The organism is Streptomyces sp. MAR4 CNX-425, from assembly GCF_048656465.1.
Classification (GTDB): domain Bacteria; phylum Actinomycetota; class Actinomycetes; order Streptomycetales; family Streptomycetaceae; genus Streptomyces.
This window is the reverse complement of the sequence record NZ_JBMDLF010000008.1, coordinates 260,562-286,178: the sequence shown is the minus strand read 5'-3', so window position 1 is coordinate 286,178 and position 25,617 is coordinate 260,562. Positions and strand designations below refer to the sequence as shown.

At 75.4% G+C, this 25,617-nt stretch carries 24 protein-coding genes; 15 read left to right on the top strand and 9 right to left on the bottom strand.

What is annotated here, in order from left to right:
* Positions 1–52 precede the first annotated feature (52 nt).
* Positions 53–1,720 (top strand): MFS transporter, encoded by a 1,668-nt coding sequence (locus ACHZ99_RS23190; RefSeq protein ID WP_420306726.1) that lies wholly within the window; start codon positions 53–55, stop codon positions 1,718–1,720.
* Between the two features lie 99 nt (positions 1,721–1,819).
* On the opposite strand, the gene ACHZ99_RS23185 is transcribed toward ACHZ99_RS23190, so the two are convergent.
* Positions 1,820–2,113 carry a hypothetical protein gene (locus ACHZ99_RS23185; RefSeq protein ID WP_420306625.1) on the bottom strand — a complete coding sequence of 98 codons (294 nt, stop codon included), beginning with the start codon at positions 2,111–2,113 and terminating at the stop codon, positions 1,820–1,822.
* 74 nt (positions 2,114–2,187) lie between these two features.
* Here ACHZ99_RS23185 and ACHZ99_RS23180 point away from each other — a divergent pair, with 74 nt between their 5' ends.
* Positions 2,188–2,940, top strand: a complete 753-nt coding sequence (locus ACHZ99_RS23180; protein ID WP_420306624.1) for a VOC family protein — start codon at positions 2,188–2,190, stop codon at positions 2,938–2,940.
* Positions 2,941–3,033: 93 nt separating this feature from the next.
* Here the strand turns inward: ACHZ99_RS23180 and ACHZ99_RS23175 are convergent, their stop codons facing one another.
* Positions 3,034–3,927, bottom strand: coding sequence for an NADP-dependent oxidoreductase (locus ACHZ99_RS23175; RefSeq protein ID WP_420306623.1), 894 nt, complete (start codon positions 3,925–3,927; stop codon positions 3,034–3,036).
* A 109-nt stretch (positions 3,928–4,036) separates the two neighbouring features.
* Between ACHZ99_RS23175 and ACHZ99_RS23170 the strand changes: the two genes are divergently transcribed.
* The 9 genes from ACHZ99_RS23170 (at position 4,037) to ACHZ99_RS23130 (ending at position 12,822) form a co-directional block, all read left to right on the top strand.
* Positions 4,037–4,477 (top strand): winged helix-turn-helix transcriptional regulator, encoded by a 441-nt coding sequence (locus ACHZ99_RS23170; protein ID WP_420306622.1) that lies wholly within the window; start codon positions 4,037–4,039, stop codon positions 4,475–4,477.
* A gap of 26 nt (positions 4,478–4,503) precedes the next feature.
* Entirely contained in the window at positions 4,504–4,839 is a 336-nt protein-coding gene (locus tag ACHZ99_RS23165; protein ID WP_420306621.1) for a DUF6191 domain-containing protein, read from the top strand.
* 19 nt (positions 4,840–4,858) lie between these two features.
* Complete coding sequence (locus ACHZ99_RS23160; protein ID WP_420306620.1) at positions 4,859–5,563, top strand: type 1 glutamine amidotransferase; 705 nt, start codon at positions 4,859–4,861, stop codon at positions 5,561–5,563.
* A gap of 723 nt (positions 5,564–6,286) precedes the next feature.
* Positions 6,287–7,687, top strand: coding sequence for an FtsW/RodA/SpoVE family cell cycle protein (locus ACHZ99_RS23155; protein ID WP_420306725.1), 1,401 nt, complete (start codon positions 6,287–6,289; stop codon positions 7,685–7,687).
* The gene (locus ACHZ99_RS23150) at positions 7,684–9,138 is read left to right on the top strand and encodes a penicillin-binding transpeptidase domain-containing protein (RefSeq protein ID WP_420306619.1); all 1,455 of its coding nucleotides are present in this window, start codon (positions 7,684–7,686) and stop codon (positions 9,136–9,138) included. Before ACHZ99_RS23155 ends, ACHZ99_RS23150 begins: the two co-directional genes overlap by 4 nt.
* Before the next feature lie 176 nt (positions 9,139–9,314).
* Positions 9,315–10,244, top strand: coding sequence for an AurF N-oxygenase family protein (locus ACHZ99_RS23145; RefSeq protein ID WP_420306618.1), 930 nt, complete (start codon positions 9,315–9,317; stop codon positions 10,242–10,244).
* Between the two features lie 219 nt (positions 10,245–10,463).
* The gene (locus tag ACHZ99_RS23140) at positions 10,464–11,162 is read left to right on the top strand and encodes a TetR/AcrR family transcriptional regulator (protein WP_420306617.1); all 699 of its coding nucleotides are present in this window, start codon (positions 10,464–10,466) and stop codon (positions 11,160–11,162) included.
* Positions 11,163–11,167: 5 nt separating this feature from the next.
* Positions 11,168–11,425 carry a hypothetical protein gene (locus ACHZ99_RS23135; protein WP_420306616.1) on the top strand — a complete coding sequence of 86 codons (258 nt, stop codon included), beginning with the start codon at positions 11,168–11,170 and terminating at the stop codon, positions 11,423–11,425.
* Positions 11,426–11,520: 95 nt separating this feature from the next.
* Positions 11,521–12,822 carry an NlpC/P60 family protein gene (locus ACHZ99_RS23130; RefSeq protein ID WP_420306615.1) on the top strand — a complete coding sequence of 434 codons (1,302 nt, stop codon included), beginning with the start codon at positions 11,521–11,523 and terminating at the stop codon, positions 12,820–12,822.
* Positions 12,823–12,840: 18 nt separating this feature from the next.
* On the opposite strand, the gene ACHZ99_RS23125 is transcribed toward ACHZ99_RS23130, so the two are convergent.
* Together ACHZ99_RS23125 and ACHZ99_RS23120 are read right to left on the bottom strand one after the other, a co-directional pair.
* Positions 12,841–13,212 carry a roadblock/LC7 domain-containing protein gene (locus tag ACHZ99_RS23125; RefSeq protein ID WP_420306724.1) on the bottom strand — a complete coding sequence of 124 codons (372 nt, stop codon included), beginning with the start codon at positions 13,210–13,212 and terminating at the stop codon, positions 12,841–12,843.
* Between the two features lie 44 nt (positions 13,213–13,256).
* A complete protein-coding gene (locus tag ACHZ99_RS23120; RefSeq protein ID WP_420306614.1) occupies positions 13,257–15,896 on the bottom strand; it encodes an ATP-binding protein in 2,640 nt (879 codons plus the stop codon).
* Between the two features lie 231 nt (positions 15,897–16,127).
* Between ACHZ99_RS23120 and ACHZ99_RS23115 the strand changes: the two genes are divergently transcribed.
* A complete protein-coding gene (locus ACHZ99_RS23115; RefSeq protein WP_420306613.1) occupies positions 16,128–16,898 on the top strand; it encodes a protein phosphatase 2C domain-containing protein in 771 nt (256 codons plus the stop codon).
* Between the two features lie 116 nt (positions 16,899–17,014).
* Here the strand turns inward: ACHZ99_RS23115 and ACHZ99_RS23110 are convergent, their stop codons facing one another.
* Complete coding sequence (locus ACHZ99_RS23110) at positions 17,015–18,001, bottom strand: alpha/beta hydrolase (RefSeq protein WP_420306612.1); 987 nt, start codon at positions 17,999–18,001, stop codon at positions 17,015–17,017.
* Positions 18,002–18,143: 142 nt separating this feature from the next.
* On the opposite strand from ACHZ99_RS23110, the gene ACHZ99_RS23105 reads away from it, so the two are divergent.
* Entirely contained in the window at positions 18,144–18,632 is a 489-nt protein-coding gene (locus ACHZ99_RS23105; RefSeq protein ID WP_420306611.1) for a MarR family winged helix-turn-helix transcriptional regulator, read from the top strand.
* A gap of 19 nt (positions 18,633–18,651) precedes the next feature.
* On the opposite strand, the gene ACHZ99_RS23100 is transcribed toward ACHZ99_RS23105, so the two are convergent.
* Positions 18,652–19,125, bottom strand: coding sequence for a MarR family winged helix-turn-helix transcriptional regulator (locus ACHZ99_RS23100; RefSeq protein ID WP_420306610.1), 474 nt, complete (start codon positions 19,123–19,125; stop codon positions 18,652–18,654).
* A gap of 236 nt (positions 19,126–19,361) precedes the next feature.
* Here ACHZ99_RS23100 and ACHZ99_RS23095 point away from each other — a divergent pair, with 236 nt between their 5' ends.
* Complete coding sequence (locus ACHZ99_RS23095; protein WP_420306609.1) at positions 19,362–20,240, top strand: lysozyme; 879 nt, start codon at positions 19,362–19,364, stop codon at positions 20,238–20,240.
* A gap of 190 nt (positions 20,241–20,430) precedes the next feature.
* Here the strand turns inward: ACHZ99_RS23095 and ACHZ99_RS23090 are convergent, their stop codons facing one another.
* The 3 genes from ACHZ99_RS23090 to lon form a co-directional block, all read right to left on the bottom strand.
* A complete protein-coding gene (locus ACHZ99_RS23090; protein WP_420306608.1) occupies positions 20,431–21,468 on the bottom strand; it encodes a hypothetical protein in 1,038 nt (345 codons plus the stop codon).
* Positions 21,465–22,142, bottom strand: a complete 678-nt coding sequence (locus ACHZ99_RS23085; protein ID WP_420306607.1) for a hypothetical protein — start codon at positions 22,140–22,142, stop codon at positions 21,465–21,467. Before ACHZ99_RS23085 ends, ACHZ99_RS23090 begins: the two co-directional genes overlap by 4 nt.
* Before the next feature lie 176 nt (positions 22,143–22,318).
* On the bottom strand, positions 22,319–24,769 hold the full coding sequence (gene lon / locus ACHZ99_RS23080) for an endopeptidase La (protein ID WP_420306606.1): 2,451 nt from the start codon (positions 24,767–24,769) through the stop codon (positions 22,319–22,321).
* Positions 24,770–24,876: 107 nt separating this feature from the next.
* Here lon and ACHZ99_RS23075 point away from each other — a divergent pair, with 107 nt between their 5' ends.
* Entirely contained in the window at positions 24,877–25,614 is a 738-nt protein-coding gene (locus ACHZ99_RS23075; protein ID WP_420306605.1) for a spermidine synthase, read from the top strand.
* Positions 25,615–25,617: the final 3 nt, after the last annotated feature.

The following is a 25,617-nucleotide window of genomic DNA, read 5'->3' as shown; positions in this document are numbered from 1 at the left end:
CGCCGGACGGTTGTCCACGACACGCTAAGGAGCACCCCTCATGCCGACCGACATGGCCACCGAGATCGCGGCGCCCCGGGCCGGGCGGCGGGAGTGGATCGGGCTCGCGGTGCTCGCGCTGCCCGTTCTGCTCATCTCCATCGACGTCTTCGTCCTGCTGCTCGCCCTGCCGCACCTCAGCGCCGACCTGGGCGCGAACAGCTCCGAGCAGCTGTGGATCATGGACGTCTACGGCTTCATGCTCGCCGGGTTCCTCGTCACGATGGGCACCCTCGGCGACCGCATCGGCCGCCGCCGGCTGCTGCTCACCGGCGCGGCGGCGTTCAGCGTCGCCTCCGTGGTCGCCGCGTACTCGACCAGCCCGGAGATGCTGATCGCCTCCCGGGCGCTGCTCGGCGTCGCCGGGGCCACGCTGGCGCCGTCGACGCTGGCGCTGATCACCAACATGTTCCGGGACCCGCGGCAGCGGTCGGCGGCCATCGGCATCTGGTTCATGTGCTTCATGGGCGGCGCGGCGATCGGCCCGCTGGTCGGCGGGGCGATGCTGGAGCACTTCTGGTGGGGTTCGGCGTTCCTGCTCGGGGTGCCGGCGATGGTGCTGCTGCTGATTCTGGGCCCGGTCGTGCTGCCCGAGTACCGCGACGCGAAGGCCGGCCGGCTGGACCTGGCCAGCGTGGGCCTGTCGCTGGCCGCGGTGCTGCCGATGGTGTACGCGCTGAAGGAGCTGGCGAAGGACGGCTGGGCGCCGCTGCCGCTGGCCGCGCTCGCGGTGGGCGGGGCGTTCGGGACGGTCTTCGTACGGCGCCAGCAGCGGCTGGAGCACCCGCTGATGGACCTGCGGCTGTTCCGCAACCGGGCCTTCTGCACCGCGCTCGGCGGGATGTTCGCCGGCACGTTCCTGATGGGCGCGCTGATGCTGTTCATCACGCAGTACCTCCAGCTGGTGCAGGGGCTCAGCCCTCTGAAGGCGGGCCTGTGGATGCTGCCCGCGGTGGTGGCCTCGGGGATCAGCTTCGGCCTCGCCCCCGTCGCGGCCCGCTCCGTGCGCCCGGCCCGGCTGATCGGCGGCGGGCTGTGCGTGTCGGTCGCGGGCCTGCTGCTGCTCGTGCTCGCGGACGCCTCCGGCGGACTGCCGTACGTCGTCACCGGGTTCGCGCTCATCAACCTGGGGGCGGGGCCGCTGGTGACGCTCGGCACCGACCTGGTCGTCAGCTCCGCGCCGCCGGAGAAGGCGGGCTCGGCGGCGGCGCTGAACGAGACCAGCGGCGAGTTCGGCTACGCGCTGGGCATCGCGGCCCTCGGCAGCATCGGCACGCTCGTCTACCGCGACCGGCTGGAGGGCACCGTCCCGGCCGGCACCCCGGACCCGGCGGCCGACACCGCCCGCGAGGGCCTCACCGGCGCGGCGACGGCGGCGGCGGACCTGCCGGCCCGGGCCGCGGAGGCGCTGCTGACGCCGGCGCGGGAGGCGTACGTCGGCGGGATGCACGTGGCGGCGGTGATCGCGGCGGTGCTGCTGGCGGGGGTGGCGGTCCTGGCGGTACGGCTGCTGAACCACGTGCCGCCGACGGGCGCGGCCGCGGCGGCGCCGGCGGAATCGGGAGACCCCGTGGGCCCCGCGGACTCCGGAGTCCCGGAGAACGCCGGAGTCCCGGAGAGCTTCGGGGACTCCGGGAGCGCGGACGGCGAGCCGCGCGTCCCGGAGCCGGTACGGAGCTGAGCCCGGCCCCGCGTACGTAACAGGTCGAACCACCCCCGGGGTGGGCGGTCCCCCCGCCCACCCCGGTTCGTCATCCGCACCCGCGTCCGCGTCCGCACCTCAGGCGCCCGGTCCGCGCGCCGCCTCGCGCAGCGCCATCCGCGCCGCGACCGTGCCGCCGTTCAGCGTCTCCCAGAACGGGTGGATCGATATCTCGATGGACAGCTCGCGGAACCTCTTCCGCAGCACCGTCTCCTGCCGGTCCAGCTCCGGCGTCCAGCCGCTGTCGGCCCGGTGCTCGACGCCCGCGCTGTCCGTGTAGGGGCGCAGCGGGAACTCCTCCAACCGCTGCGCGACGGCGAACCACTCCCGCTTCGCCCGCAGCAACTCCTCCGGAAACTCGTAGTCGCTCACGACTCGCCATCATACGTGTGTTCGAATTCGAGAAGCGAGCACCGACGCGCGGCCGGGGCGCCTACGATCGCCGTATGCCGCTGCGACCGGTCCAGGTGAACATCAAGGCCCTCGACGCGCCGGCGGTCGGCCGGTTCTGGGCGGCGGCGCTCGGCTGGCGCCTGTACGAGCCGGGCGTCACCGTGTACGTCGACCCGGCGGGCGGCTCCGCCGACGGCCCCGTCTGGCCGGCCCCGGCCGGCGTCGGCATCGACGTCGTGCCCGTACCCGAGCCGAAGACGGCGACGAAGAACCGCGTGCACCTCGACCTCGCCACCACCTCCGCAGCCCACCAGGCGGAGCTGGTGGCCCGCCTGAAGGCGCTCGGCGCGACCCCCGCCGACGTGGGCCAGGGCCGGGTGCCGTGGACCGTCCTGGCCGACCCCGAGGGCAACGAACTGTGCGTGCTGGAGCCCCGGGAGACCTACCGGGACACCGGCCCGCTCGCCGCGGTCGTGGTCGACTGCGCGGACCCGCCGGCCATGGCCCGGTTCTGGGGCGCGGCGACGGACTGGGAGGTCCACGAGGCGACCGCCGACCAGGCGGTGCTGCGCTCCGCCGCGGGCACCGGCCCGTACCTCGAATTCCTCCGCACGCCCGAGCCGAAGCGGGTCCCGGACCGCGTCCACCTGGACCTGCTGCCGTCCCCCGGCGACGACCGGGAGGCGGAGGTGGCCCGGCTGCGGGACCTCGGCGCGGCGGACCTCGACCTCGGCCAGGGCGACGTGCCGTGGACGTGCCTGACCGACCCGGACGGTCACGAGTTCTGCGTGCTCGCCCGGTCGTGAGGCGCCCGGCGGACGAGCCCGGCGACCGCGCGGGCCCGGGTAAGGGGCGCGTTTAAAGAATGGCGCCCCTTACCGGGCCCGCTCCCCCGTGCCCTACGGCACCAGCACCAGGCGGCCCCGAACGCCGCCCTCCGCCAGCCGGGCGTGCGCCTTCGCCGCGTCGGCCAGGTCGTACGTCGCGGCGACCCGGAGCGTCAGCGCGCCGTCGTCGACGAGCCGGGCCAGCTCCGCCAGCCGGGCGCCGTCGGCGCGTACCTCCAGGGCCGCCGTGCGGATGCCGCGGACCGGGTCCGGGGCGGTGTAGGGGATGACCGCGGCGTACGTGCCGCCGTCGCGGGTCCAGCGCAGGGCGGTCTCGCCGCCGAGCACCGCCGCGTCCAGCACGGCGTCGTAGCCGCCGTCGGCCGGGGCCGTCGTGAACTCCGCGCCGAGGGAGCGGACGAGGTCCTCGTCGGCCGGGCGGGCCAGCCCCGTCACCGTGACGCCGCGGCGGGCGGCGAGCTGGACCGCGTATCCGCCCAGCGCCCCCGCCGCGCCCGTGACCAGCAGCGAGGCGCCCGGCGGCAGTTCCAGAAGGCCGAGGGCCTGGTCGGCGGAGAGGGCGTTGAGCGGCAGCGTCGCGGCGTGCACCGGGTCCGCCGTCGTCGGCGCGGCGGCGACGGCGTCGCCGTCCACGACCACGTACTCGGCGTGCGTGCCGAGCGGCTTCGCCGGGCCGTGGACGAGCGCCACGACCGCGTCGCCCGCGGCCCACCCCGCGCCCGCGCCCACCGCGTCCACCGTCCCCGCGACGTCCCAGCCGAACCCGGTGTGCGCCCCGCCCGGCGCGGCGCCGAAGGCACCGCCCCGCGTCCCGCCGTCGACGGGGTTGAGCGCCGCGGCGGCCACCTTGATCCGTACCTGCCCCGCGCCCGGCTCGGGCACGGCCACGTCGGCGATCGTCACGGCCTCGGGGCCGCCGAACTCCGTCACGACTGCTGCGCGCATGGTCATTTCTCCCTTTTCGGTATCGGTTCTGTTGCTGCAACCGTAGGAAGAGTTGGTATCTTCTGGTAAGTAGTTACCTGAGAGTGCCTATGCCACCCGGAGGAGAGCCATGGCGACCAGGACGGCGGCCCAGCGGCGCGAGGAGGCGCGCATCGCGTACGACGCGTTCATGCGGGACTGCCCCACCAACCAGTTGCTCGGCCGCCTCAGCGACAAGTGGGTCAGCCTCGTCGTCGCCGCCCTGTCCGGCGGCCCGCAGCGCTACAGCGACCTGCGCCGGAAGATCGCCGGCGTCAGCCCGAAGATGCTCACCCAGACCCTGCGCACGCTGGAGCGCGACGGCATCCTCTCCCGCGCCGTCACCCCCGCCGTCCCCGTCCGCGTCGACTACGAGCTGACGCCGCTGGGGCGCAGCCTCTCCGGGCTCCTCACGGCCGTGAAGGACTGGGCGGAGGAGCACATCGAGGAGGTGCACGCGGCCCGCGAGCGGTACGAGGCGGGAGAGGCGGCGGCGACGGGAACGTTTCCGCAGGCCGCCGCGTTGAGGTAGCGAGCCGAGTCGCGGGAGGCGCGGGGATGAACATCGTTGCGGAGCTGTTCGCGCCCAGTGCCGCCCACGCGCGGCGGGAGCGCGAGCGGATGGAGCTCGTCGTGGACAACGTCGGCTCGGGAGACCCGCATCGCGGGCCGATAGACCTCAGGTCGGGCAAGGTCGTCATCGCGCTGGGCGCGACGGGGGCCGACCCGGAACCGGAGGACGCCGTACCGCCCGGCGCCGAGCCGTCCGACGCCGTACGCGCCGAGCCCGCCGACGCCGTACCGCTCCACGCCACAGGCGCCGAACCCGCCGACGCCGTACCGCTCCAGGCGTCCCCCGCCGACGCCACCCCCGCCGACGCCACCCGCCGCTAGCTGTCCGAGAATCGCACGCATGACGAAGGTTCTCGTGGTGCAGAACGGCCCCGACGGCGGCCCGCGGCGCTTCGGCGCCTGGCTGGAACAGCGGGGGCTCGCCCTCGACGTCGTCCACGCCTACGCCGGCGCCCCCCTCCCCCGCCGTCTCGACCACGCCGCGATCCTGCCGCTCGGCGGCGGCCCCATGCCCGACGACGACGTGGCGATGCCGTGGCTGGCGGCCGTGCGCGAGCTGGTCGCCGAGGCGCTGGCGCGGGACGTCCCGGTCTTCGGCGTCTGCCAGGGCGGCCAGCTCCTCGCCCACGTCGCCGGCGGCCGGGTCACCGCCTCGCACGGCGAGCCCGAGATGGGCAGCACGCCCGTCGCGCTGCGCGCGGAGGCGGCGGCCGACCCGCTGTTCGCCGGGCTCCCGGAGCGCGTGACCGCCGTCCAGCGGCACGTCGACGCCGTCACGGAGCTGCCGCCGGGCGCGGCGTGGCTGGCGGAGAGCAAACGCTGCCCGCACCAGGCGTTCCGCCACGGCGACCGGGCGTGGGGCGTGCAGTTCCACCCGGAGGCGGGCGCGGACAACGTCCGGGCGTGGAGCGACGAGTCGATCCGCGCCCGCGGCTTCGACCCGGACCGGCTCCGCACGGAGGCGGACCGCGACGAGCGGGAGTCGGCGGCGGTCTGGGAGCAGGTGGCCCACCGCTTCGCCCGGGTGGTACGCGCGGAGGGCTGACCGCGCGCGGCCCACCCACGCGGCCCCGGTGACCCGCACCCCGCTCCGGCAAGCCCGTATCCCCGCCCGGGCCCCGGGCGCGCCCGGGGCCCGCATAGCGGGCCCCCGCCACACCCGCGGCACGCCGGCCGGCCCCGGGCGCGCCAGCCGCCAGCGCTTCGCCCCCGGGGTCCGCGCATCCGCACGCCGCGGCCCCTCCGCGGCCGCGCTCCCGCAGCCCGCCGCCCGCGCCCGCGCGGGACCGGACGATCAACCGCCGGGGCAAGCGCAAGCGCACCCTCGCCGCCCGCGCCCGCGCGGGACCCGGACGCGCGCGCCCGCAGCACCCGGGCCCGGGTCCGCGCAACCGCATCCGCGCCCCCGCCCGGATCCCCCCGCACCCGCGCGCCCGCAGCACCCGGGTCCGGGTCCGAGTCCGGGTCCGCGCAACCACATCCGCGCCTCCGCCCGGATCCCTCCGTCCGCGCGCCCGCCGGACCCGGGTCCCCGCAATCGCATCCGCTCCCCCGCCCGGATCCCCCGTACCTGCGCCCGGAGACCCACACCCGCGCGCACCGCCCCCGCGCACCGGCCCCCCGCCCTCCCGCACCCGCGCGGCCCGCGCCTCGCGCCCCGCGCGCACCCCGCATACCCGACAAAACGCCTGCCGCTTGCTACGTTGCCCCGGTGACCACCGCCACCGACCCGGCCCAGGCCCTCCGCCCGCCGGGCCGTGCGCGGCGGCTGGCCACGCCGCCGCCCCCGGTGCCCCGCCCCCGCCGCCGTGGCGCCGAACTCGGGCTGCTGGCCTGCGCCGTCGCCGTCATCGCCTACGGGTACGCCGCCGTCGGCTTCGCCACCTCCGGCGGGCTCCCCGCCGACCTGCCCACCCACGTCGGCGGCCTCGCCGCGCTCGCCCTCGCCGCCCACGTCGTCGTCCGCCTCCGCGCGCCGTGCGCGGACCCCGTGCTGCTGCCGGTGGCGCTGCTGCTCAACGGCCTCGGTCTGGTCCTCATCCACCGCCTCGACCAGGGCACTCCCGGCGACCACGCCGCGCCCGCCCAGCTCCTGTGGTCCACGGTGGGCGTCGTCCTCTTCGCCGCCGTCCTCGTCGTCCTGCGCGACCACCGCGACCTGCGCCCGCGCGCCGGGAAGTACGCGTTCACCGCCCTGTGCCTGATGGCCGCGCCGATCCTCTTCCCCGCCGTCAACGGGGCCCGGATCTGGATCCGGATCGGCGGCCTGTCCCTTCAGCCCAGCGAGTTCGCGAAGGTGCTGCTCGCGATCTTCTTCGCCTCGTACCTGGCCGCCAACCGCCACGCGCTGACCTTCACGCGCGGCCCGCGCATCCGCCGGCTGCTGCTGCCGCCGTGGCGCGTGCTGGGCCCGATCGTCGCGGTCTGGGGCGTCAGCCTGGCCCTGCTGATCCTGGAGCGGGACATCGGCGCCTCGCTGCTGTTCTTCAGCCTGTTCGTGGCGATGCTGTACGTGGCCACGGGGCGGGCCGGGTGGCTGGCGGTCGGGCTGCTGCTGGCCGCGGCGGGCGCGGCGGCGGTGGGGGCGCTGGAGCCGCACGTGCACGAGCGGGTGGCGGACTGGCTGTCGCCGTTCCGGGCGATCGAGGAGGGGCACGGGCCGGGGCAGCTGGCGCAGTCGCTGTTCGCGTTCGCCGCGGGCGGGGCGCTGGGCGCGGGACTCGGGCAGGGGCACTCGCTGCTGATCGGCTTCGCGGGCAAGTCGGACTTCATCCTGGCCACCGCGGGCGAGGAACTGGGGATCGCGGGGCTGACCGCGCTGTTCCTGCTCTACGCGCTTCTCGTCGCCCGCGGTTACCGCACGGCGATCGCGGTCGGCGAGCCGTTCGGCGCGCTGCTGGCGGCCGGGCTGGCGGCGATCATCACGTTGCAGGTGGTGGTGATCGCGGGCGGGGTGCTGGGGCTGATCCCGCTGACCGGGATGGTGACGCCGTTCCTGGCGCAGGGCGGGTCGTCGGTGGTGACGAACTGGGTGATCGTGGCGCTGCTCGTACGGCTCAGCGACGAGGCCCGTACGCCGCGGACCGCGCCCCGCCCACCCGGGGACCCGACCACAGCCACAACCACAGTCACAGCCCCGGCCCCGGCCCCGGACGGCGGCGCCCCGTGATCCGCAACACCCGCATCGCCGCCGCTTGCAGCCTCCTGCTCTTCCTCGGCCTCCTCCTCGGCGCCGCCCGCGTCCAGGTGCTCAACGCCCCCGAGTACGACGCCAACCCCGCCAACCGCCGCCACGCCCTCGACCGCTACGCCCAGCCGCGCGGCGACATCTTCGCCGCCGGCCGCCGCCTCACCGGCTCCACCGACACCGGCCAGGACCTCCGCTACGAGCGCTCCTACACCCACGGCCGCCGCTACGCCCCCGTCACCGGCTTCGCCTCCCAGCTCTACGGCGCCACCCTCCTCGAAGACGCCGAGGACCGCGTCCTCGCCGGCACCGACCCCCGGCTCGCCCCGCTGCCGCTGTGGGGCGACCTCACCCGCGCCCGCCGGCGCGGCGGCCAGGTCCACACCACGGTCGTACCGGCCGTCCAGAAGGCGGCGTTCCGCGCGCTGCGCGGCCGCAAGGGAGCCGTCGTCGCCCTCGAACCGGCCACCGGCCGCGTCCTCGCCCTCGTCAGCAGCCCCGGCTACGACCCCGCGCTGCTGTCCGGCAACTCCCCGGCCACGACGCTCGCCTGGGAGCGCCTCACCGCCGACCCCGGCCAGCCGCTCCTCAACCGCGCGATCCGGCAGACGTACCCGCCCGGGTCCACGTTCAAGGTGATCACCGCCGCGGCGGCGCTGGAGTCCGGCGTCGTCACCGACATCGACGCGCCGACCCGCACCCCGAGCCCGTACCGCCTCATCGGCAGCACCACCCTGCTGCGCAACGAGGCGAGCGGGTGCGCCGACGCGCCGCTGCGGGAGGCGTTCATGCAGTCGTGCAACACCGTGTTCGCGAAGCTCGGCGCGACGGTCGGCACCGAGCGGATCGTGGAGACCGCGGAGGCGTTCGGCTTCAACGGCGAGGGCCTGGAGATCCCCTCGCCCGTGCTGCCGAGCCACGTCGACACGCGGATGGATCCGGCGCAGGTCGCGCTCTCCGCCATCGGGCAGTACGACACCCGCGCGACGCCGTTGCAGATGGCCCGGGTCGCGGCGGCGGTGGCGGCCGGCGGCCGGTCGATGCGCCCGTACCTGGTGGAGCGGGTGGCGGACGCCGACGGCGAGACGGTGGCACGGACCCGGCCGGAGGCCGGCGAGCCGGCGATGAGCCCGGGGACGGCGGCGCTGCTGCGGCAGATGATGATCGACACGGTCTCCGGGGGCACCGGCGGGCTGGCGGCGATCGACGGCCTGACGGTCGGCGGCAAGACGGGCACGGCGCAGCACGGGGTGGGCAACTCGGAGAGCCCGTACGCCTGGTTCATCTCCTGGGCGCAGGAGCCGGGGGCGGCGCTGCCGGGGGTGGCGGTGGCGGTGGTCGTGGAGGACGCGGAGGCGGACCGGGCGGACATCAGCGGCGGCGGCAGCGCGGCACCGGTCGCCCGCACGGTGATGCGGGCGGCGCTGCGCTGAGGCGGCGGCGGCGCGTTCCGCCCTCTTCCCGTCGCCGCCCCCGGGTCGTCCGGGTCCGTGCGAGCCGGGGACCGCTCCTTACCCGCGCGTAAATCAAGCGCGTCCGGGGCATTGACGGGCTTGCTGACAAGCTGTCTCATAAGAGGTGACCGCCGGTAACCCTCCCAGGAGACGCGATGACCACGACGACGGGGCACCTCGCGCTGACGGACGCGCTCGGCCCGCTCAAGGACCGCGAAAAGGTGGCGGAACGGCTGCTCGCGGCCTCGGAGAAGCACTCCTTCGACCCGGACAAGGAGCTGGACTGGGACGCCCCGGTCGAAGACGGCAAGTGGTTCTGGCCGCCCGAGCTGGTCTCCCTCTACGACACCCCGATGTGGCGGCGGATGTCGGAGGAGCAGCGCATGGAGCTGGCCCGGCTGGAGGCGGCGTCGCTCGCCTCGCTGGGCATCTGGTTCGAGATCATCCTCATGCAGCTGCTCGTCCGGCACATCTACGACAAGCCGGTCACCAGCAACCACGTGCGCTACGCCCTCACCGAGATAGCCGACGAGTGCCGGCACTCCATGATGTTCGCGCGGATGATCACCAAGGGCGGCGCGGAGCCGTACCCGGTCTCCCGCTTCCACCACAACCTCGCCCGCATCCTCAAGACCGTCTCCACCACCCCCGGCTCCTTCACCGCGACCCTGCTGGGCGAGGAGATCCTCGACTGGATGCAGCGGCTCGTCTTCCCCGACGAGCGGATCCAGACCCTCGTGCGCGGCGTGACCCGGATCCATGTCGTCGAGGAGGCACGGCACGTGCGGTACGCCCGCGAGGAGCTGCGCCGCCAGATGCTCACCGCCCCGCGCTGGGAGCGGAACTTCACCCGGCTCACCTCCGGCGAGGCCGCCCGGGTGTTCTCCGTCTCCTTCGTCAACCCGCAGGTCTACACCGACGCCGGCCTGAACCGGGCGGAGGCCGTCGCGCAGGTGAAGGCCAGCCCGCACCGGCGCGAGGTGATGCAGACGGGCGCGAAGCGGCTCACGGACTTCCTCGACGACATCGGGGTGCTGCGCGGGGTCGGACGCCGGATGTGGCGCAGCTCCGGGCTGCTGGCCTGAGCGCGGGTGGGGACGGACGGCCCCGGGGGGCCGGGCCCCGGCCGGGCGGCTACGCTGCGGGACATGAGCACTGCGTCCGGCCGGGGACCCCGGTCCGCAGCGACCCCGCCCGCCCCGGCCCCGTCCACCGGGGCCCGCACCGCCGGGACCCGGTCCACGGGGACCCCGGCCGCCGGGACCCCGAAGACCGCGTCCCCGCCCGCGGTCGCGTACCGCAGGATGAGCGTCTCCCAGCGCCGCAGCCAGCTGATCGAGGCCGCGCTCGGCCTCTTCGCCCACCGCGCCCCGGAGGACGTGTCGCTCGACGACGTCGCCGCCGCCGCGGAGGTCTCCCGGCCGCTGGTCTACCGCTACTTCCCCGGCGGCAAGCAGCAGCTCTACGAGGCCGCCCTGCGCAGCGCCGCCGACGAGCTGGAGCTGTGCTTCCGCCAGCCCCAGCAGGGCCCGCTCACCCTGCGCCTCACCCGCGCCCTGGACAGCTACCTCGGCTTCGTCGACGAGCACGACGCCGGCTTCAAGGCCCTCCTCCAGGGCGGCAGCGTCGTTCAGACCAGCCGCACCACCGCCATCGTGGACGAGGTCCGCCGCTCCGCCGCCGAACAGATCCTCCTGCACATCGCCGTGCCCGAGCCCGGCCACCGGCTGCTGACCATGATCCGCACGTGGATCACCGCGGTCGAGGGCGCGTCGCTGATATGGCTCGACGAGGGCAAGCAGCCGCCGCTGCCCGAGCTGCGCGGCTGGCTCGTCGACCACTTCGTCGCGCTGCTGGTCGCTACCGCCGCGAGCGACGAGGAGTGCGGGCAGGTGCTGCGCCGGGCGCTGGCGCTGGAGACCGCGGACGGCCCGGTGGGCGACCTCGTCCGGCGCGTCGCCGCGTTCCTGCCGGAGGCCGGGCACCTGCTCGGCGAGGACTGACCGCCGTGCGCACCGAGGACACCGCCTTCATCGGCGGCCCGCTGGACGGCCGTACGCTCCCCGTGCACGTCGGCGCGACGGGCCGGCCGCCGAAGGTGTACGAGGTGCCGGTGCCGGACCCCGCGGGCGGCGCGCCGGCGGTGTACGTCTACCGGCTGGAGCCGGCGAACCTGACCCCGCGGCTGAAGCTGCCGCGGGGGTGGGTGTACACGTACGACCCGGAGGGCGTGCCGGAGCGGCGCAAGTGGCCCTGGTCGCGCTGACGGGGCGTCAATCCGGGTGATGGTATTACTCGGTTTCGCCCCAGCGTTGACGGCAATGCGGGGAATGCGGCGAGGGCGGTGGAAGCCTTCCGTCCATGGCCCGCACCCCCCGCTCCGCGCTCTCCGCCGCCTCCGCCGTGCTCCTCGCCGCCGTGCTGGCCCTGCCCGCGGGCGCGGCGCCGGTGCCGGACGTGCCGGAGGGCAGGGAGGCGGGTGACGCGGAGGGGCCGGTGGACGCGGGTGACGCGGCCGGGTCCGGCGCCGCCGACGCCCCCTCCGAGGCCGGGGAGGCCGGGGAGTCCTCCGGGGCGGCCGGGGAGGCCGGGGAGGCGGCCGAGCCCGGCGAGCCCGCCGCCGACGCCCCGCTCGGCGAGCTGCTCACCCGGCTCCAGACCCTCCACCGGCAGGCCGAGCGCGCCACCGAGGCGTACCACGCCACCGCCGAGGACCTGAAGGACCTCCGCGCCGAGACCGCCGAACTCGCCGGCGACCTGGCCGACACCCGCGCCGACCTCGCCACCGCGCGGCACCGGGCGGCCCTGATCGCCCGCGCCCAGTACCGGGGCCCGGGGCTCGCCCCGTACCTCCAGCTGCTCGTCGCGCGCGACACCGAGACCGCGCTGGACCGCAAGCAGATCATCAGCCGCGCCATCGGCAACCAGGCCGCCGTCGTGACCCGGCTCGAAGCGGGCGCCAAGCGGCTCGACGCGCTCACCGGATCCTCGCGGGAGGCGCTGGCGCGCCAGCGGAAGCTGGCCGACGAGCGGAAGCGGCGCCGGGACCGGGTGGACGACCGGCTGGCGGAGGTGGCGGAAGCGCTGGCGGGGCTGACGCCGGAGCAGCTCACGGCGCTGGACCGGCTGGAGGTGCGGGGGGCGGAGGCGGAACGCCGGGAGCTGATGGCGGCGGGCGCGGAGGGGCGGGGCGCAGGCGCGGAGGCGGGGACGGCGGACGGCAAGCCGGGCGGTACGGAACGGGCCCGGCGGCCGGGTGCGCCGGGCACTCCGGGTGCTCCGCGCGCGCTGGGCGACGCCGAGCAGAAGCCCTCGCGCGCCGGGCGGCGGGCCGTCTCGTACGCCCTCGACCAGGTCGGCAAGCCGTACCGCGCGGGCGCGGACGGGCCCCGGGCCTTCGACTCCTCCGGGCTCACGCAGCGCGCGTGGCGGGAGGCGGGCGTGCGCATCCCCCGGACGGCGCGGGGCCAGTGGCGGGAGCTGCGCCGGGTGCCGCTGACAGAGCTGCGGCCGGGGGACGTCGTGGTGTACCACCGCGACGCCTCGCACGTGGCGCTGTACCTGGGCAGCGGCCGGGTGGTGGAGGCGCCGCGCACGGGCCAGCGGGTCCGGGTCGTACCCGTGACCATCCGCCCCCTGCGCGGCGCCGTACGCCCCGGCTGACGCCCCACGAGCCGGGCGTCAGCCGGTCAGCTCGCCGCGCAGCCCCGGGGTGAGGACGTGGCCGACGCGGCCGACGAAAAGCTCCATGTGGTACGCGGCGACGCTCAAGTCGCAGTCCGGCTCGGTCAGCACGCCGAGCAGCGACCCGTCGCCCGCCTGCATCACCACCAGGCAGCCGTCCTCCATCGCCACCATGGTCTGCTTCACCCGCCCCCCGTCCATGACGTCCGCGGCCCCGGTGGTGAGGCCACCGATGCCGGAGACCACGGTGGCGAGCTGTTCGCCGTCCGCCTCGGACTGCGGCGGGGCGGCGAGGAGGGGCAGCCCGTCGACGGAGACGACGACCACGGAGCGGACGCCGGGCACCTCCGCGGTGAAGTTGTCGAGCATCCAGCGCAGGCCGCTGAGGGCGGTCCGCTGGTCCTCTGTGCTGTTCACGTGTGCGCTCCCTGCTCCGTCGCTTCCAGCTTCGCCTGCCACGAGGCCGCCTCCGCCGCGGCGGCGCGCCGCCCGTCCCGGGACCCCTGCTGCAACCCGCCGAGAAGCCGCCGCACCTCGCGGGCGTCGACGGCCTGCCGCGACGGCTGCGCGGGCAGGGTGGGGACGGCGGTCATGGTCCGGACCCCGGCGGCGGGGGTGACGCCCGCGGGCGCCACGGGGCGGCCGCCGGAGGGCCGTGCGCCGCCCTGCCCGCCGGAGGCGGCGGTGGGCTCGGTGCCGGGCGGCAGGTCACCGACATCCACCGGCCCCGAGGGGCGGCCGCCGGGGGACGGCACGCCGCGCCCGCCGCCGGAGGGCCGTCCGCCGCGCTGCCCGCCGGGGACGGCGGTGGGCTCGGTGCCGGGCGGCAGGTCACCGACGTCCGCCGACCCCGCGGATCGGGCACCAGGCGACGGCACGCCGGGGGCGCCGCCGGAGGGCCGTCCGCCGCGCTGCCCGCCAGGGACGGCGGCATGCTCGGTGCCGTCCGGCAGGTCACCGACATCCACCGGCCCCGCGAGGCGGGCACCAGGCGACGGCACGCCGCGCCCGCCACCGGAGGGCCGTCCGCCGCGCTGCCCACCAGGGACGGCGGCGCGCTCGGTGCCGTCCGGTAGATCGCCAATGTCCGCGGGCCCCGCGGAGCGGCCGCCGGGGTACGGCGCGCCGGGGGCGGCGATGGGCGCGGCGCCGGGCGGCGCGGCGCCGCCGGGCGCCGGGTGGTCCTGGGCGCCGTCCGCCGCCGGGGCGCCGTCCGCCGGGCGGGCGGGGGCGTCGTCGCCGGGCGACGCGTGACCCGCCGCCGGGCGGGCGAACGCCGCGTCGCCGGGCGGCCCGTGGCCGCTCGCGGCTCCGTGCAGCGCCGCGGCTCCGGTCACCACGGCGCCGGACATCGTCCCGCCGGGCTCCCGCCGCGGCAGCAACCCCGCCTCCGCGCGCACCCACCCGCCGGTCGGCGGTGCCGTCACGGGTGGCGCGGGGGCGGGCCCGCCGTCGCCGGGCGGGACGGAACGCCGCGGCCCGAGCCGTACGGGCGCGGCACCGCCCCCGTCCCGTACCGGAGCCCCGTCCCGCACCGGAGCCCCGTCCCGTACCGGAGACTCGCCGTCCCGTACCGCAGCCCCGTCCCGCGCCGCCGCCCCGTCCCATGCCGGGCCGCCGTCCTCCCCCACCCAGGCCGCGCCGTGCGCGCCCTCGTGCCCGCTGTCCCGTACGCCCGCGGCGACCGCACCCGGCTCGCGCCCTCCGACGCCACCCCCGACGCCACCGCCGCGCGCCGGCGCACCGCCGACCGCGCCGCCGACCGCACCGTTCCCACCCCCGTCTTCGTCCCCCGCCGGGTCCGTCAGTAGCCGCGCCGGGAGCCGCACCTCCGCGTCGAGCCCCCGTTCCCGCTGCCGCAGCTCCACGCGCGCCCCGTGCCGTGCCGCCAGCCGCGCGACCACGTACAGCCCGAGCCCCAGCGTGTCCCGCGGTGCCGGGCCCGGGTCGGCGTCGGCGAGGCGGGCGTTGAGGTCGTCGAGCCGCCCCGGCGGGCTGATGCCGATGCCCTCGTCCCGTACGACGAGCAGCAGGTCACCGGTCCCCAGCAGCCGCCCGGTCAGCAGCACGTCGGACTCCGGCGGGGAGCAGGCCGTGGCGTTCTCCAGCAGTTCGGCGAGCAGGTGACTGGCGTCGGCGGAGGCGAAGCCCGTGACGTGCGGCCGCGGGAGGTCCGGGGAGAGCACCACCCGCCGGTACGACTCGATCTCGCCGACCGCCGCGCGCAGCACGTCGATCAGCGGGACGGGCGCGCGGCGGGTGCCGCGGTGGTCGGCGCCGGCGAGCACGAGCTGGTTCTCGCTGTGGCGGCGCATGCAGGCCGCGAGGTGGTCGAGCCGGAACAGGGTGTCCAGTGTGGCGGGTTCCTGCTCGTGCGCCTCCAGTTCGTCGATGAACGACAGCTGGCGCTCGACCAGGCCCAGGGTGCGGCGCGACAGCCCGACGAAGGTGCCCTGCACGCTGGCCTGGAGCCCGCCGATGCGCTCGGCGAGCGCCGCGCGTTCGCGGAGCAGCGAGTCGCGTTCAGCGACGTGGTGCTCCCTGGCGGCGGCCAGCTCCGCGCGTACGGCGGCGAGTCCGGCCTCGGCGGCGGATCCGGCGCCGGCCGCGGATCCGGCGCCGGCCGCGGGTAGGGCTCCGGCCGCGGGTCGGGCCCCGGCCGCGGGTCGGGCCCCGGCCGCGCGCGCGGCGGCCGTACGCCCCGCGCCCCCGCCCGCCGCGGCGGCACCGCCGGTGCCCCGCCCGCCCCGGGCCGCGTAGACGACGACGCCCACGGCCAGCAGCGCGCACAACGCCAGCAGCGCGCCGTGCAGTTGCAGCGCGCTCGCCGCCTGCGCCCGCCGCTCCGGGTCCGCGGCGCGGACGCCGCGGACCGCGCTGACCAGGCCGGGCGCGCCCGCCGCGAGCACCGCGGTGCCGACGACGAGGTACGCCGCCCTGGCGCGCGCCGACGTGCGCCCCGACGTACGCTCCGGCGTACGCGCCGCGCCGCGCGCGCCGCCGCGCCGGGCGCCCCTGCCCTCCTGCCGATCCGGCTGCACGGGGGTCCGCAATGGCCCTCCTTCAACTCTTTGTCCGCGGGCTCGATGTCCTTGCATTTCGGACTGTTTGCCACTGAGTCCGATAGCGCCTCGGTCCCGCTGGTTGACCTTCGCAGCAGGGGTGCCGCACATGCGGACTTTGCCCCGGCGCTCACCCGAACGAGCGAATATTGTTTGCTTGTCGGCCGCCGGGCCGTCAGCTCGGCACCGAGGGCGGACGGCGCGTACCGGCAGACTGGGATCATGCGCATCGAACTGGCCACCGACCCCGCCGCTCCCCCCGCCCCGAACGAGGACTACGCCGCCGTCGCCCTCCCCGCCGCCGGCGCCGGCGGGGCGCTGGTGGTGCTGGACGGCGTGACGCCGCCGCGGGACGGGGACACCGGCTGCGTGCACGGGGTGCCGTGGTTCGTGGCGCGGCTCGGCGGCGCGTTCCTGGAGCTGGCCGGCGCCCGCGCGGGCACCTCGCTCGCGGACTGCCTGGCGGAGGCGATCCGCCGCACCGCCGCGGCCCACGGCCCGGCCTGCGACCTGACCCACCGGCGCACCCCGCAGGCCACGGTGGCGGCGGCGCGCTGGGACGGCGAGACGGTGGAGCAGCTGGTGCTGTGCGATTCCGCGCTGCTGCTGGAGGCGCCGGACGGCACGGTCCGGCCGGTGCTCGACCCGCGGCTGTCGCGGCTGCCCCGGGACCGCCCGGCGGAGGAGATGCGCAACCGCGAGGGCGGCTTCTTCACCGCCGCCGCCGACCCGGGGGTCGCGGCCCTGGCGGTCACCGGCAGCGTGCCGCGTACGGAGGTGGCGGTGCTGGCGGCGCTGACGGACGGGGTGACGCGCTGGACGGAGGTGTTCGGCCTCGGCGACTGGGCGGCGCTGCTGGGCCGGCTGCGGAAGGCGGGTCCGCAAGGGGTGGTGGACGAGGTGCGGGCGGCGGAGTTGGCGGACGCGGACCGCAGCCGCTACCGCAGGGGGAAGGTGCACGACGACGCGTCGGCGGTGCTGGTGGAGCTGTAGGCCGACGCCCGGAGCCCGGGCGGCCGCGGCGGGGCCGCCCGGGCTCCGGGCAGAGTGCGGGGACTGGACTGGACCGGACTGGACAGGTAACGGACGGCACGGGACCGTGCGGGCCGTCAGGCGGCGCCGAAGGCGGTCTTGAGGACGGCGACGGCCTGGTTGATCGCGGCGTCCGCGGCGTGGGTCTCGCGCAGGGCGTTGAGCATCACGAAGTCGTGGATGACGCCCTGGTAGCGGACGGCGGTGACCGGCACCCCGGCCTGGCGCAGCTTGTTCGCGTACGCCTCGCCCTCGTCCCGCAGCACGTCGGCCTCCGCGGTGATCACCAGCGCCGGCGGCAGCCCCCGTAGCTGCGCCTCGCTCGCCCGCAGCGGCGAGGCGGTGACCTCGGCGCGCTGCGCCTCGTCCGGCGTGTACTGGTCCCAGAACCACTCCATCGCGTCCCGGCGCAGGAAGTACCCCTCCGCGAACTGGCGGTACGAACCGGTGTCGAAGCTCGCGTCCGTGACCGGGTAGAACAGCACCTGCTGCACCAGCGGCAGGTCGCCGCGCTCCTTGGCCTGCAAGGTGAGGGCGGCCGCCATGTTGCCGCCGACCGAGTCCCCGGCGACCGCGATCCGCGTGGCGTCGAGGCCGTGGGCCGCGCCGTCGGCGACGACCCAGCGGGCGACCGCGTAGTTCTGCTCGACGGCGACCGGGTAGCGGGCCTCGGGCGACAGGTCGTACTCGGGGAAGACCACCGCCGCCCCCGCGCCCACGGCCAGCTCGCGCACCAGCCGGTCGTGGGTGTGCGCGTTGCCGAACACCCAGCCGGCGCCGTGGATGTAGAGGATCACCGGCAGCTGCCCGGGGTTGCCCGCCGGCCGGACGAGGTGCGCCCGGACCGAGCCGGCGGGCCCGCCCTGCACGGTGACCCACTCCTCCTCGACCTCCGGTTTCTCGATCTCCCCGGACTGCACCTCGTCGACGGTCTTGCGGCCCTCGACCGGTCCGAGGTCGAACAGGTACGGCGGGGTGGCGGTGGCTTCGGCGAAGGCCGCGGCGGCGGGCTCCAGGACGGGGGCGGCGGGGGTGTACGCGGCGGGCTTGAGGTTCTCGGACACGACGGTGCTCCTCTGCGGATCGTTCGCTCTCGACGTCCACAACACTAGAGCGCGATTACCTTGTGCGCAAGTCAATCGCTCAGCATTAACTTTTGAGCTTGCAGACGGGTACGATGACCGCACGAGCAGAGAGGAGACCCGCATGGCGACCACCGGCACGGACGCGGACACGGGCACCGACGTGGGCACGGACACCGGCGAGGAGTTCCGCAAGCTGGACGAGTTCATGTGCTTCGCGCTGTACTCCGCGCAGCGCGCGGTGATGAACGCGTACCGCCCGCTGCTCGACAAGCTCGGCGTCACCTACCCGCAGTACCTGGTCCTGGTCGCGCTCTACGAGAACGGCCCGTCCCTGGTCAAGAACCTGGGCACCGCGCTGCACCTGGACTACGGGACGCTGACCCCGCTGCTGAAGCGGCTGGAGGCGAACGGGCTGGTGAAGCGGCAGCGCCGCGCGGACGACGAGCGGCTGGTGGAGGTGTCGCTCACGGCCGAGGGCACGGCGCTGCGCCGGAAGGCGAACGTCGTGGTGCCGTCGCTGGACACGGCGATGGGGCTGACGCAGGAGGAGCAGCGGGAGGCGAAGGAGCTGCTGCGCCGCATGTCGGAGAACCTCGCCGCCCACGGCTGAGCCCCCCCCCCGGCCCCCGCTAGCGCAGCTCGTTGAAGCGGCCCAGCAGCCGGGCCAGTTCGGCGACCTCGGCGCGGTCCCAGCCGGCCAGCCGCTCGACGTACTCGGCGTGCCGCGCCTCGCGTACGCGGTGCAGCCGCCGCCGCCCCTCGTCCGTCAGCCGTACGAGCACCGCCCGGCCGTCGGCGGGGTCGGGCTCGCGGTCGACGAGGCCGAGTTCCTCCAGGGCGTGCAGCTGCCGGCTGACGGTCGCCTTGCCGATGTTGAAGTAGCCGGCGAGTTCGCTGGCGCGCCGCCCGTCGCCCTCCAGCTGGGCCAGCATGGCGTACGCGCCGGGTTCGAGCCCGGGGTCCACCTGGCGGGCCATCTCCGCCGCGATGCCGCGGGCCCGGCGGTAGAAGACCGCCAGCTCGCGCTCCAGATCGAGGAAGGCGTGGTCCACACCACTCCCCTCGTCCTCGCGCCTGCCTCCGGGGGATTCGGCCTTGTGCACGTCAGAGCCCTTTCCGGCTTTCCACGGGCTGAAAGTTTTCTTCAGAAGCGGCAGAAGCCGCAGCTCCCCCAGTATTTCGCAGGCGTAGACCAAAGGCACCTGTCGGACCCTCTTTCCCTGCGGCACAGCGTAGTGACATGGTCACACCAAGCACAGCGTCCGCGCCCCTCACCTCCACACCTCCGCCCGCCGGCACCACCGGCACGACCGAGGACCCCCCACACCCGGAGGAACCCATGCCATCCCGAGTACGCATCCGCCCACGCACCGCCCGCCGCTCCCTCGCCGCCGCCCTCGCCACCGCGGCCACCTCCCTCGCCCTCGTCGCCGGCCTCACCACCCCCGCCGCCGCGGCGGGCGGCGACCGGCTCAACCCCGACCCGCACGACATCGAGCGCGGCGAGGCGTACATGGGCGCGGGCGTCCGCCTCCACGAAGGCACCGGCGCCACGGGCACCCCCGCCGACGCGGACGCGGGCCCGCTCGCGACCGTCGAGGGCGTCGACGTCTCCAGCCACCAGGGGAACGTCAACTGGTCCGCGCTCTGGAACAGCGGCGTGCGCTTCGCGTACAACAAGGCCACCGAGGGCACGGGCTACAAGAACCCGTACTTCGCCCAGCAGTACAACGGCTCGTACAACATCGGCATGATCCGCGGCGCCTACCACTTCGCGCTGCCCAACGTCTCCAGCGGCGCCGCCCAGGCCGACTATTTCGCCGGCAACGGCGGCGGCTGGTCCCGCGACGGCAAGACCCTCCCGGGCGTGCTCGACATCGAGTACAACCCCTACGGCTCCACCTGCTACGGCCTCAGCCAGGCGTCGATGCGCAACTGGATCGGCGACTTCCTGGGCCGCTACCACCAGCGCACCGGCCGCTACGCGGTGATCTACACGACCACCAACTGGTGGGTCCAGTGCACCGGCAACTACGGCGGCTTCGCCGGCAACCACCCGCTCTGGATCGCCCGCTACGCCTCCTCCCCGGGCACCCTCCCGGCCGGCTGGGGCTTCCACACCTTCTGGCAGTACACCTCGACCGGCCCGACGGTCGGCGACCACAACAAGTTCAACGGCGCCTACGACCGCCTCCAGGTCCTCGCCAACAACGGCTGATCCCCCACCCGAACCCCGCCGGTCTCTCCAGAGCTGCTCCTCCGGAGAGACCGGCGGTCACGTCACCCCGGCGACCCGGCCGGCAGACACCCGGCGTCGACCAGCGCCCGGCGCAGGTCGACCACCATGCCGGGAGTGACGTCCGCCACGGGCAGGGGGAAGGAGTTGACCGCGGCCGGAAGCGTCCCGGTCAGCGCACCACCGTCTGGATCTCCTCCACCGTCACGTCGTACGTCGTCTCGAAGACCCCGTCCGGCAGGTCCCCGTCCGCACCGCCCGTGCCGACCCAGTCGACCTCCCAGGTGATCGACGCCTTCAGCTCGTACGAGCCGCCGGCCGCCTCGCTGGAGCGGTGGTACGTGATCCCGCACGCCGGCACCGCCTCGTCGTCGCCGCTGTACTTGCGGCCGACACTGCCGTCGTCGTCGATCGCGCACTCACCGCCCTCGGGGTGGACGACCGCGTCCTCCGTCCCGGGGTCGAGCCGCAGGCTCGTGGGCGTGGCGGTGGTCTCGGCCCACAGGTCGGTGCCGGGCAGCGACGCCCGTACCTGCACCTCGTCGAAGGCGGCCCGCTCCTGCCAGATCCAGGTGGCCAGGTTCACCTTGAGCCGGTCGTCGGCGGGCTGCATCTCGATCTCGGTGTCGGGCACCTTGACGGAGTCGTAGGCGTACTCGGCGAGCATCTCGGGGGTGATGGCGGTGGGCACGTCGGGCGGGTTGCCGTTGTCGGCCCAGAACATGAGCTGGTCGTCGCACTCGCCCGCGGCGAGTTCGTCCTCGCGGTTGGGGTTGCGCACGGCGCGCCACCACATGCCCTCGCCCTGCTTGTCGAGGTTGTAGTTCTCGGGATTTCCGTCGCCGCCGTCGCGGTAGTACTCGAACATGAGGTCTTCGCCCCAGTGGAGGCTGCTGCTGACCGGCACGAGGTTGGACTGGGGCTCGATGGCCTTGACGGCGTCCCGCAGTTCCTCGGGGGTGGCGACCGGCTCGTGCCAGCAGGCGGGCGGCGTCCAGTTGGTGTCCACCGCGCTGATGGGCTGCCCGCCCTGCTCGCCGCCGCCGGTCTGTTCGATGACGACCTGGGTGGCGGTGGCGCTGATGGTGCCGTCGCCGGGGTCGGAGTCGCCTTCCAGACCGATGCCGCCCTGGGCGAGCGCGTCCTGCGTCAGCGGCAGGAGCAGGAGTGCCGTGACGGCCGCGAGCGTGACCGGTCTGCGGGGGTTCACTGCGCCAGCCCTCCGGCGTCGCAAGCGTCCCGCTTGTTCTCGACGTTGGCCGTCTGCCAGGCGCCCTCGTCGTTCTTCTGCAGGGTCGTGGTGTATTCGACGTACTCGTACGGGTCCGCCTGGGTCAGGACCTTGCCGGTCTCACGGTTCTTCTGGTCCACGTCGCGCTCGTCGGAGCAGAAGCGGAGGGTGGCGGTGATGCCGTTGTCGGCGACCCGCACCTGCGGGTCGAAGAAGCGGAAGGTGCCCTCCACGGTGGCGTTGGCGGCCTTGAACTCGCCGATCCAGTCCTGCAAGGACGTCCAGGCGCCCGTGCCCTTCATGTTGTAGAGCGCGATGTACTCGGAGTCCGGGTTGGGCGGGTCCTGGGTGATCGCCTCGTACGTGGCCCGCTGGCGCTGCGCGCCGGAGTCCAGCACCGCCTGCTCCTCCGGATCCGCCGACTCCCAGTCCCCGAAGACCAGTTCCACGCTCGCCGGCAGCTCGATCTCCGGCGCGTCCGGGTCCGTGCCCTTCTCCGACGCCGACGGCGACGCCGCCGGGCTGCTCTGCGACGCGCCCTCGATCTTGTCGTCCGACGACCCGGAGTCGTCGCCCCCGCACGCGGAGACCAGCAGGGCCGCGGCGGCGACCGCCGCGAGGGTGGCTGAACGGAAGGGGCGGCGGCGGACCACGTCGGCTCCAGCGGAGATTCGGGGACGTTGAGCAACAGGACGCTACCAACGCGCGTCCGGTTCCGTCACCGCGCCCATGCCCGCCCGCCTGCGCGGGCCCCGCCGGACGCCGGACGCCGGACGGCCCCTCCCGGGTGGGTGGTCGGGAGGGGCCGTGTCTGTGGGTCCGGGCGGCGTCAGGCCGCCAGCGGCACCTCCGGTGCCGAATCCGGCGCCGCCGGCGCTGCCGTGTCGGCCGGGGTCAGGGCCAGCTCCAGGACCCGCCGTACGTCCGACACCGGGTGGACCTCCAGCTTCTCCAGGACCTCCGCCGGCACGTCGTCCAGGTCGGGCTCGTTCCGCTTCGGGATGATCACCGTGGTGACCCCGGCGCGGTGTGCCGCCAGCAGCTTCTGCTTGACGCCGCCGATCGGCAGCACCCGGCCCGTCAGCGACACCTCGCCGGTCATCGCCACGTCCGTGCGCACCTGCCGCCCGCTCAGGAGCGACGCCAGCGCCGTCGTCATGGTGATGCCCGCGCTCGGGCCGTCCTTCGGGACCGCGCCGGCCGGTACGTGCAGGTGGATGCCCCGCTCCTTGAGGTCCGCCACCGGCAGTTCCAGCTCCGCCCCGCGCGAGCGCAGGTAGGACAGCGCGATGTGCGCCGACTCCTTCATCACGTCGCCCAGCTGCCCGGTCAGGGTCAACCCGGACGCGCCGGACTCGGAGTCGGCGAGCGACGCCTCGATGTAGAGCACGTCGCCGCCGGCGCCCGTCACCGCGAGGCCGGTCGCCACGCCGGGGACCGCGGTGCGGCGCTCGGCGGGGTCGGTGGCGGACTCGGGGGTGTGGTGCGGGCGGCCGATCAGCGGGCGGAGCTGGTCGACGCCGACGTCGTACGGCAGCTTCGCGTCGCCCAGTTCGTGCTGTGCCGCGATCTTGCGGAGCAGCCGGGCGAGGGCGCGCTCCAGGTTCCGTACGCCCGCCTCGCGGGTGTATTCGCCGGCCAGCTTGCGCAGCGCGTCGTCCGCGACGGCGACCTCGCCGGTCTCCAGGCCCGCGCGCTCCAGCTGCCGGGGCAGCAGGTGGTCGCGGGCGATGGTGACCTTCTCGTCCTCGGTGTAGCCGTCGAGGCGGACGAGTTCCATCCGGTCGAGCAGCGCCTCGGGGATGGCTTCGAGGACGTTGGCGGTGGCGAGGAAGACCACGTCGGACAGGTCCAGCTCCACCTCCAGGTAGTGATCGCGGAACGTGTGGTTCTGCGCCGGGTCCAGGACTTCCAGCAGGGCCGCGGCCGGGTCGCCGCGGAAGTCGGAGCCGACCTTGTCGATCTCGTCGAGCAGCACGACCGGGTTCATGGACCCGGCCTCCTTGATGGCCCGTACGACCCGGCCGGGCAGCGCGCCGACGTAGGTGCGCCGGTGGCCGCGGATCTCCGCCTCGTCGCGGACGCCGCCGAGCGCGACCCGGACGAACTTGCGCCCCATGGCGCGCGCCACGGACTCGCCCAGCGACGTCTTGCCGACGCCGGGCGGGCCGACGAGCGCGAGCACGGCGCCGCCGCGCCGGCCGCCGACGAGGCCCAGGCCCCGGTCGGCGCGGCGCTTGCGCACCGCCAGGTACTCGGTGATGCGCTCCTTGACATCCTCCAGGCCCGCGTGGTCGGCGTCGAGGATCTCCTTGGCGCCGGTGATGTCGTACGCGTCCTCCGTGCGCTCGCTCCACGGCATCTCCAGGACGGTGTCGAGCCACGTCCTGATCCAGCCGCCCTCGGGCGAGGCGTCGGAGCTGCGCTCCAGCTTGTCGACCTCCTTCAGGGCCGCCTCGCGGACCTTCTCGGGCAGGTCGGCGGCCTCGACGCGGGCGCGGTAGTCGTCGGACTCGTCGCCTTCCGTGTCGCCGTCCAGCTCGCGCAGCTCCTTGCGCACGGCCTCCAGCTGGCGCCGCAGCAGGAATTCGCGCTGCTGCTTGTCGACGCCCTCCTGGACGTCCTTGGCGATGGACTCGGCGACGTCCTGCTCGGCGAGGTGGTCCTTGAGCCACTTGGTGGCCAGCTTCAGCCGGGCCACCGGGTCGGTGGTCTCCAGCAGCTCGACGCGCTGCTCGGCGGTGAGGAAGGGCGAGTAGCCGGAGTTGTCGGCGAGCTGGCCGACGTCGTCGATCTGCTGCACGCGGTCCACGACCTGCCAGGCGCCGCGCTTGCGCAGCCAGTCGGTCGCGAGGGCCTTGTACTCCTTCATCAGCTCGGCGACGGCGCCGGGAACCGGGTCGGGTACGGACTCCTCGACCTCCGTGCCCTCGACCCACAGCGCGGCGCCGGGGCCGGTGGTGCCGGCGCCGATACGGATCCGGGTGACGCCGCGGATCAGCGCGCCGGGGTCGCCGTCGGCCAGCCGGCCGACCTGCTCGACGCGGCCGAGGACACCGGTGCCCACGTAGGTGCCGTCGACCCGTGGAACGAGCAGGACCCGTGGTTTGCGTCCGCTGCCGCGCGCCGCGGCCTGGGCGGCCTCGACCGCCGCCCGCACCTCGCGGTCCGAGAGGTCGAGCGGGACGACCATGCCGGGGAGCACGACGTCCTGGTCGGCGGAATCGAGCGGCAGTACGGGCAGGGCCAGCGGCGTGTGCGAGTCGGACTCAGTAGCCATTGATCTCCCCTTCGGCATGCAAGTTGAGTTACATGGACTCAACCCGGAGGGGCGCCGTGGTGTTCCCGGCCGTCTGTTCGCTGTGAGCGATCGGGCAGGATGGGCCCATGAGCAGCGAGAACGACGCGGCGGCCACGTCGAACGCAGCGGTCACGGTGGAGCGCAGGTCCGGCCCGTACGGAGAGGTCGTGCTGCGGCGGCGCGGCGCGCACCACGAGATCATCGCGAACGGCGTCTTCCTCATGGATACCTCCGACGGCCGCTCGGAGCGAACCCTGGTCCGGGCCGCGGCGGCGGCCGTGCGGAGCGCCACCCCGGCCCCGGCGGTGCTGATCGGCGGGCTGGGGGTGGGCTTCTCGCTCGCCGAGGCGGCGGCGGACCCGCGCTGGGGGCGGATCACGGTGGTCGAGCGCGAGCCGGCGGTCATCGAGTGGCACACGGGCCCCGCCGCCGGCGGGAACGGCGCGCCCGCGCACCTCGCCCACCTCAGCGGCCCCGCCCTCGCCGACCCCCGCGTCGCGCTCGTCGAGGCCGACCTCCTCGACCACCTCACCACGGCCCCCCGGCGCTACGACGCCGTCTGCCTCGACATCGACAACGGCCCCGACTGGACCGTCACCGACGGCAACGCCGGCCTCTACGCCCCCGCCGGCCTCGCCGCCTGCCGCGACCGCCTCACCCCCGGCGGCGTCCTCGCCGTCTGGTCGGCCCGCCCCTCCGCCGCGTTCGAGGACGCCCTGCGCGCCGCCGGCTTCACTTCGGTGGGCACCGAGGAGATCCCGGTGCGGCGCGGCGTACCCGACGCCGTCCACCTCGGCGTCCGCCCGCCGGACAGACACCCGTAGCCG